This is a genomic window from Planktothrix sp. (assembly GCF_046067725.1).
Classification (GTDB): Bacteria; Cyanobacteriota; Cyanobacteriia; order Cyanobacteriales; family Microcoleaceae; genus Planktothrix.
This window is the reverse complement of sequence record NZ_JBJUDF010000188.1, coordinates 1-8,490: the sequence shown is the minus strand read 5'-3', so window position 1 is coordinate 8,490 and position 8,490 is coordinate 1. Positions and strand designations below refer to the sequence as shown.

Below are 8,490 nucleotides of genomic sequence, written 5' to 3'. Positions count from 1 at the left end.
CTAATGTACTACCAATAAAGCCAATCATTCGGTTGGGTAAAGGGGAAGGATTAAGATGCTTTAAAGCGGTTTCATAGGTACTGACAATTCCATGAATATGAAGGGTCGGATATTCTTTTAAAAGCGAGTGGGCACTTTGTTCTAAAATTCCACCACTAATATCAATGGGTAAATAATGAAGCGGATGACCTAACTCTTGATAAGCATCTAATAAAATTCGAGTTTTTGTAGAACTTCCACTTCCTAATTCTACAAGTTCACAAGGGCCTGTTAAATGGGCAATTTCTGAAGCATAATTTTGTAAAATTTGTGTTTCTGTCCGCGTTACATAATATTCAGGTAATTCACAAATTTTTTCAAACAATAATGATCCGTGATCATCATAGAAATATTTAGGCGGTAAGGTTTTTGGGGTTTGGGTCAGACCGTTGATCACATCCTCACCCGCAGCAATGGGACATTGTTCCCGAAAGATTTCAATTCTTAAACGAGGGTTAATCTGGATAGCCTCATCTGATGAGACAGTGGAAGAATTGGAAATTAGCATTAGATCCAAGATAAAAACTCAGCTTAAAAATAAGATTTTACCCGACTTAGGTCATTACAACCTATTTTTAGATAAAATTAAGCATTGATTCCTTTTCGGATAAACTCAAAGCTACAAAAAAATATACAATAGAAAGTAGTTGTTAAGAAAACTCTGATGAATGTCTATGACTGCTACTGCACCTGTTAAAACAAAGTACGAAGCGATTATTGGCTTAGAAACCCATTGTCAACTGAGTACGGAAACCAAAATTTTTTCTAATTCCTCCACCAAATTTGGGGCTGATCCCAATCTGAATATTGATCCGATTTGTATGGGATTACCCGGTGTCCTCCCGGTGTTAAATGAAAAAGTCTTAGAATATGCTGTTAAAGCCGGGTTAGCCCTTAATTGTGAAATTGCTTCTTACAGTAAATTTGATCGCAAACAATATTTTTATCCTGATTTACCCAAAAATTATCAAATTTCTCAATATGATTTACCCATTGCTACCAAAGGCTATTTAGAAATAGAAATTGTCGATGAGGATGGCAGTTCAACTCGTAAAACAATTGGCATTACTCGTTTACATATTGAGGAAGATGCGGGTAAATTAGTGCATGGAGGAAGCGATCGCCTTTCCGGTTCAACTTATTCAATGGTTGATTATAATCGCGCCGGAATTCCTTTAGCAGAAATTGTGTCTGAACCGGATATCCGTTCAGGACAAGAAGCGGCTGAATATGCTCAAGAATTGCGCCGAATTATGCGTTATTTGGGCGTTAGTGATGGCAATATGCAGGAAGGTTCTCTGCGCTGTGATGTCAATATTTCTGTGCGTCCTGTGGGTCAAAAAGAGTTCGGAACTAAAGTTGAAATTAAAAATATGAACTCTTTTAGCGCCATTCAACGGGCGATTGATTATGAAATTGAACGTCAAATTGCAGCCATAGAAGCTGGGGAAAAAATCATTCAAGAAACCCGGTTATGGGAAGAAGGAAGTCAACGAACAATTAGTATGCGAACTAAGGAAGGATCAAGCGATTATCGCTATTTTCCTGAACCCGATCTTCCTCCCATTGAAGTATCCGTTGAACAATTAACAACCTGGAAATCTCAATTACCTGAACTTCCTGCGGCTAAACGTCATCGCTATGAATCAGAATTAGGATTATCTCCCTATGATACCCGAATCTTAACGGATGATCGTCCGGTTTCTGAATATTTTGAAGACACAATTACCGCAGGTGCTACTATTAAACAAGCCGTTAACTGGATTATGGGTGATATTACGGCTTATTTGAAAAATGAAAAATGCAGTATTACTGAAATCGCCCTGAAACCGGAAGGATTAGCCGAGTTAATTGCTTTAATTGAAGCGGGAACCATTAGCGGTAAAATCGCTAAAGATATTTTACCAGAATTATTAGCAAACGGCGGTTCTCCTAAAGCCTTAGTGGAATCTAAAGGATTAATTCAATTATCCGATCCTAAAGCCTTAGCAGAAATTATTGATCAAGTTTTAGCAGAAAATCCCAAAGAACTTGAACAATATCACGCCGGAAAAACCAAACTTCAAGGGTTTTTTGTGGGTCAAATTATGAAGAAAACGTCAGGAAAAGCTGACCCGAAACTCACAAATCAACTCTTAGGGGAAAAGTTGAAAAAATCATAACTTTCTGAAGGTTGGGTAATGAACTTTAACCCAACTCTTCTTAGATTTTAGGGAGATGTTAAGCCATGCAAAAATACGAACGAGATCGATTGTACTGGCGATTCAGTTTTTTGTTTATTTTGTCTATTCTCGCTTGGGGAATTTTCTTGATTATTCCTTAATTGAGTCGGAAATAAGTTGATATCCTAACAGGTTGGGTTTGAAAATGGCTAAACCCAACCTTGGGTTCAAAAATCATCGGATTTTGGGGTAAAAAATAATTGGTTTAATTTACTAATAACCCAACTGAGAATTGCACCTCCCATTAAAATTCCAATAGCGGGAGTAAACACAGGTTCCCAAAGTTTATACCATAAATCTAAGCCAAGATTGACTTTAAAAGAATGTCCTAAAACCGCAACTACTAACCAAAAAAAACTGAATAATACTAAAAAGACATCCGCCACTAAAATGCGATTTAACCATTTCAGAAATTGTTCTTTCATCGTCCTAACTCAACTTAAAATTAGATGAACTCATTTAATCTTAAACCTTGATCAGTCCCTCTTAACGGTTAAAGCCTAGATTGATCATCAAACCTAGAGGGAAAAATCTAAATTCCCCTATTCCCTGTTCCCAACCTTTGCTACAATAGCTGTCAAGCGTTATGATAGGCAGTTTGTGTCAATATGGTTCGCTACACCCTTGCTCAAAGTCCAGAAATCGTTCTCACCGTCCGGGGTAAAGATTCATCTCAAGCCCGTGAGAAAGCGATGGACAAACTCATGGAATTGATGGATGCGGGTAAACTGCCAACGGAATTGGAAGAAGGTTTTAGTCCGCAACAGTTTATCGAAGTTAAAGAACCTGATGAAACCCCCATTGAAGAAGAGGATGCGATTTCCGAAGCAGTACAAATTCTCAGTAATTTGGCGACGCTGAAATTAAAAGTAATGGAGTCACGGGAAGAAGCACTGAAAGTGCGAGAAGCGATTGATATTTTATTTACTGATCAACCTGTAACTGTAGAAGAAGTCACCGAATTAAAAGATGGTTTTAAGGTGTTAAAAAATTTCGCCGTTTCTAATCTACGTTATCGAGAAGCGAGAGCAAAAGCTGAAGAAGCTAGAGCAATTTTAGATGAAGCCTTAAAGTCTTCTGATGCTGAAGTAAAACCGGAAAAACCTCCCGAAAAAAAAGATAAAAAATAGATGTTCTTTGGCTATTATCTGTTGACAGTTAACGATAGGTTGTTAATTCTCAACTGTCAATAGATAATCCTTAAATTAAGCAATAATTGACAAAAACCAATACAGAAAACTTAAAAGCTAAACTCTTTTTTCCTATTCCCTATTCGTAATTCGTAATTCGTAATTCGTAATTCCCTATTCCCTTTCCTCTCATGAAATTACCCCCAACTTGGAATCTTCCCTCAGCAATTAGCGATCGCTTTGGTCAAAAAAGTTTTGGTAAACAACGGGCGATGGTCGCCGATGATCATCTAGTCTTAATATTACATAAAGCACCTAAACCCAGCGATCGCCATCGAGAAGGAATCTTATTTTGGCGCAGACCCGATAGTCGTTGGGAATGTAGTAAAGGGGGGGTCGCATTTCAACAATTAACTAATCATCTGAAAGAATATCAGACCGCCGAAGAAGAGTTAAATCAATTCTATAAAATTGCTAAAACCGCAGAGGATTATTTTAACTTATTAGAAGCCATTACTCCCTTACAATTAGCAACAGAAAACTTACACGCAACGTTACAAACCGCCAGAGAAGCAATTCCTCAAGATCGAGATATTCTGGATTTAAGAGATTGGGCTTATGAAATTGAACGCACCTTAAATATTCTTTATATTAACACCAAAAATGCCCTTGATTTTAAAATAGCAACCGAAACAGAATCCGCCGCTCAAGCTGGAAATCGTCTTAATACTTTAGCTGCTATTTTCTTTCCCCTCACCGCCATTTCCTGTGTATTTGGAATGAACTTAAGAAGTGGCTTTGAAACCCAATCTCCCATCATGTTTTGGCTAATATTTATAGCAGGAATTTGGTTAGGTTTAGTCGTCAGACAATGGGTTTTTACAGGAAAATTTTCTCAATTAAGCTTTAATCAATTAGCAATGAATTTAAAACGAGATATAAAATAACTTAAAATACAGCAGGAGGTAGAGAAGATAAGATAAGCCAACAAACCCGCCAGCAAGTTAAGCAGAAAGTTAAAGCGATCGCAACCTAAATGCGTAGCGCTATACTAGAGAATTGGGCTAAATCCCAACAACAAAAAAAGCCCCTCTCCTGTTAAGAGAAGGGTTTCAAAAAAGATAAAATTAAACTGAATTAAGACTCAGCGCCTTGGGGTAACAATTCCCGGTCAGCAGAACCTTGAAGCACCACGACTTGACCGTTTTCATCCACATCAACCACCGCAGTATCTCCTTCTTTAATGCGTCCAGACAGAATTTCTTCTGCTAAACTATCTTCGAGTAACCGCATAATGGCTCGACGCAGAGGACGTGCCCCATAACTGGGGTTGTAACCTTCTTCAACTAACCGTTCTTTGAACTTGTCGGTGACTTCTAAGGTAATACCTTTTTCGATCAAGCGTCCGAAGACTTCTTTTAACATGATCACCGCAATTTCCTTGACTTCTTCCTTGTTCAACTGACGGAAGACAATAATTTCATCTAAACGGTTGAGGAACTCAGGACGGAAGTATTGTTTCAGTTCTTCATTCACCAAATTGCGGATGCGGTTGTATTGAGCATCAGATTCATTTTCGGAGAACTCGAACCCTAAACCGCCGCCACCTTTTTCGATCACCTTCGATCCAATATTAGACGTCATGATGATCAAGGTATTCTTAAAGTCCACCGTCCGACCTTTCGCATCGGTCAAACGCCCATCTTCTAGGATTTGCAGTAACATATTGAAGACATCGGGGTGGGCTTTTTCAATTTCATCAAACAGCACCACCGTATAAGGACGCCGACGCACCGCTTCCGTCAGTTGTCCGCCTTCGTTATAGCCCACATACCCTGGAGGCGACCCAATTAACTTAGAAACGGTGTGACGTTCCATATATTCGGACATATCCAAGCGGATCATCGCTTCTTCTGACCCGAAGAAATAGGACGCTAACGCCTTGGTTAATTCGGTTTTACCCACCCCCGTTGGCCCAGAGAAGATAAAGCTGGCGATGGGTCGGTTCGGGTTCTTCAGACCGACGCGGGCACGACGAATGGCGCGAGACACGGCTTTCACGGCTTCATCCTGACCAATTAACCGTTGATGCAGGGTTCCTTCCATATTCAGCAGTTTCTCGGACTCGGACTCGGTGAGTTTGTTCACCGGAACTCCTGTCCAACTGGCCACAATTTGGGCGATGTCTTCTTCTGTGACAATGGGACTATCGTCTTCACTGCGGACAGTTTCGGATTTTTTCGTTTGGCTAATGGAACGAATTTGTGATTTAATTTCCATTTCGCGATCGCGCAGTTCTCCCGCCCGATCAAAGTCTTGGGAACGCACCGCCTCGTCTTTTTCCTTGAGAACTTGACGCAGTTCCTTATCCAGTTCCTTCGCCGCCGGAGGAAGTTGAGAATTGATTAAACGAACCCGTGAACCCGCTTCATCAATTAAGTCAATGGCTTTATCCGGTAAATAGCGATCGCTAATATACCGATCTGAGAGCTTGGCGGCGGCTTCTAACGCTTCATCGGAAATTTTCAGTTTATGGTGTTGCTCATAGCGTTCGCGCAACCCATACAGAATTTCAATGGTTTCAGAAACAGAAGGTTCACCCACCATCACGGGTTGGAACCGACGTTCTAACGCCGCATCTCGTTCAATGTGTTTGCGATATTCATCTAAGGTCGTCGCCCCGATGCACTGTAACTCACCCCGTGCTAAGGCGGGTTTGAGGATATTCGCAGCATCGATGGCCCCTTCTGCTGCACCGGCTCCAATTAAAGTATGAACTTCATCAATCACCAGGATGACATTTCCCGCAGAGCGAATTTCATCCATGATTTTTTTCAGACGTTCTTCAAATTCCCCTCGATACTTGGTTCCAGCGACTAACAACCCGATATCTAAGGTCACAACCCGTTTTTCTTCTAAAATATCAGGAACATCATTAGTGGCGATGCGTTGGGCTAACCCTTCCGCAATGGCGGTTTTACCGACACCTGGTTCCCCAATTAACACCGGGTTATTTTTGGTTCGCCGACCGAGGATCTGGATCACCCGTTCAATTTCTTTTTGGCGACCGACCACCGGATCAAGTTTGCCTTCTGCCGCCATTTGAGTTAAATTTGATCCAAACTCATCTAACGTTGGGGTTTTGGTGCGACTGTTACTGCCACCAGCAGCAACTTCAGCCGTTTCACCCAACATCCGAATCACTTGAGTACGGACTTTCGAGAGGTCAACCCCAAGATTTTCTAAGACTCTGGCTGCGACACCTTCCCCTTCGCGGATTAAACCGAGGAGAAGATGTTCGGTGCCAATGTAGTTATGTCCCAGTTGGCGAGCTTCTTCGAGGGATAATTCGAGGACTCGTTTGGCACGAGGGGTAAAGGGAATTTCGACGGCGACAAACCCTGAACCTCGACCAATGATTTTTTCGACCTCGATGCGGGCATCTTTGAGATTAACTCCCATCGATTTTAGGACTTTGGCAGCAACGCCTGTCCCTTCCCCGATCAGACCCAGGAGGATCTGTTCAGTTCCCACGAAGTTATGCCCCAGGCGGCGTGCTTCCTCCTGGGCTAACATAATGACTTTAATGGCTTTTTCTGTGAAGCGTTCAAACATGGCTAATTCCCATCACCTGCTGCTTACCCGTAACGCTAATTTTAGCGTGAGACTCCTAACTTCGGAAAAATTAAAAGGTTTGCTAAAAAATGAAAGGGTTCATTTTGGCACTTTAATTTCTCGCGCTAGTCAGGTTCTAGGTTGGCGTTGCTTGGTCTCCTTCAACTGGGAATATGCCCAACTTGGGGTTGACCTACAACCTTCCTAGACATTCTGAGAAGATTGATTTTGCAGGAAAAAATATCCTGCGCTACGACTGTTTTTGATAAAGTTAGACACAACGACTGACTCAACGGTGAGTCTGAATCCCGATGGCTGATTCTGAATAGGCAAAATCAGGACGGGGATCAAGACTTGAATAGAAACAGCTTACTCTAAATGGAATTGTGATTCTGTATAGAGGTTGTCTCTGTGCAAGCTTCAACTGTGTTGTGGCTCAGGGGATCACTTTCGATTTGGATCGAGTTTAATGATGGATTCTAGCACAGAGCAAGAAGGGTGTGGGGTGTAGGGCGTGGGGAAAGACACGATAGGCTCTATCAGCACGGCACACGCACCTTATATGAAATCCCGAAAAAAATGCTGCAACAGGGAACAGGGAACTGAGGGGAAAAGAAAATAGGGAAGGGAATAGGGATAGGTTAAATCAAACTTTATACGGTGTGATTAATCATCTCAGTTGACGACCCAAAGTACGGAAAAATTGTTGGTTTTATTTCTTATTTTAACTTAATAAATACAGTCTTTGGCTCTGCCAAGATTTTTCGGAGCTTTCTGTAGTCAACAGGGATAATCACAGTGGTTGCCTTTTTCTCGCCATTGGCAACTTGTTTTTTTAAGGAGGTCGGAACATCCGACCTAATCAGCGAGGAACATCCTTGCTCTACTGTTAGAGTAGAGTCTTCACTCTTGGTATGTCAAGGGAAAAGAAAACTCAGTTTAACGTCAATGAGAAAGAAGATGAACGTCTCAAAAGCTATGCTGAATCAGAAGGATGATCAATAACTGAAGTTCTTAGGGATTACATTAAAACCCTCACACCCCCTAAAGGGGGTCGCACTACATCCCACCACTGAAGTGCGTGGGCTTTGTGCGAGGTCTTTGTAAGTCGCTCTCTTGATCTCTATCTTTAGGCAGTTTACAATTTTTTGTGAACGGGATTTTTACGGAGTTTATCCATCCCTTAATCCAAAGTTTACCTTGATCCCCATTTAGTTTATCCGGTTTAAGGTATGCTCTATCAAATTTACAATTCTTAATTTTTTGAATTTATTGTGTATCTAATTTTAAAGCAAAAATAAAAGAAGTATTAAGTAAAACGGCAATAAAAATCGAACTCAAACCCAGACAGAATATAAGTTTGCCGATAAAAAAAACGGATTCGCTGATCCCTGACAATAATAAATAGATATTCTTCTTGGGGAACTGAACATGGAGTCTGCAAACTTGATCTCGGTCTGTCGGCATTGCCAAAACTATACACC

7 protein-coding genes are annotated in these 8,490 nt (G+C 41.1%); 3 read left to right on the top strand and 4 right to left on the bottom strand.

The annotated features are described in order from the left end of the window. On the bottom strand, window positions 1-547 hold a 547-nt coding region (locus ACKPEB_RS11635), incomplete at its 3' end, for an L-histidine N(alpha)-methyltransferase (protein WP_408965060.1). A gap of 166 nt (window positions 548-713) precedes the next feature. Between ACKPEB_RS11635 and gatB the strand changes: the two genes are divergently transcribed. Further along, the gene (gene gatB / locus ACKPEB_RS11630) at window positions 714-2,201 is read left to right on the top strand and encodes an Asp-tRNA(Asn)/Glu-tRNA(Gln) amidotransferase subunit GatB (protein ID WP_408965059.1); all 1,488 of its coding nucleotides are present in this window, start codon (window positions 714-716) and stop codon (window positions 2,199-2,201) included. Window positions 2,202-2,428: 227 nt separating this feature from the next. On the opposite strand, the gene ACKPEB_RS11625 is transcribed toward gatB, so the two are convergent. Continuing rightward, the gene (locus ACKPEB_RS11625) at window positions 2,429-2,686 is read right to left on the bottom strand and encodes a hypothetical protein (protein ID WP_408965058.1); all 258 of its coding nucleotides are present in this window, start codon (window positions 2,684-2,686) and stop codon (window positions 2,429-2,431) included. Between the two features lie 183 nt (window positions 2,687-2,869). Here ACKPEB_RS11625 and ACKPEB_RS11620 point away from each other — a divergent pair, with 183 nt between their 5' ends. Both ACKPEB_RS11620 and ACKPEB_RS11615 read left to right on the top strand, forming a co-directional pair. Beyond that, window positions 2,870-3,391, top strand: coding sequence for a hypothetical protein (locus tag ACKPEB_RS11620; RefSeq protein ID WP_408965057.1), 522 nt, complete (start codon window positions 2,870-2,872; stop codon window positions 3,389-3,391). Window positions 3,392-3,582: 191 nt separating this feature from the next. Beyond that, window positions 3,583-4,338: a CorA family divalent cation transporter gene (locus tag ACKPEB_RS11615; protein ID WP_408965056.1), complete on the top strand. Its 756-nt coding sequence runs from the start codon at window positions 3,583-3,585 to the stop codon at window positions 4,336-4,338. A 190-nt stretch (window positions 4,339-4,528) separates the two neighbouring features. Here the strand turns inward: ACKPEB_RS11615 and ACKPEB_RS11610 are convergent, their stop codons facing one another. Together ACKPEB_RS11610 and ACKPEB_RS11605 are read right to left on the bottom strand one after the other, a co-directional pair. After that, window positions 4,529-7,006, bottom strand: a complete 2,478-nt coding sequence (locus ACKPEB_RS11610; protein WP_408965055.1) for an ATP-dependent Clp protease ATP-binding subunit — start codon at window positions 7,004-7,006, stop codon at window positions 4,529-4,531. A 1,269-nt stretch (window positions 7,007-8,275) separates the two neighbouring features. After that, window positions 8,276-8,490, bottom strand: a 215-nt coding sequence (locus tag ACKPEB_RS11605; protein ID WP_408965054.1) for a hypothetical protein, incomplete at its 5' end; no start/stop codon positions are given.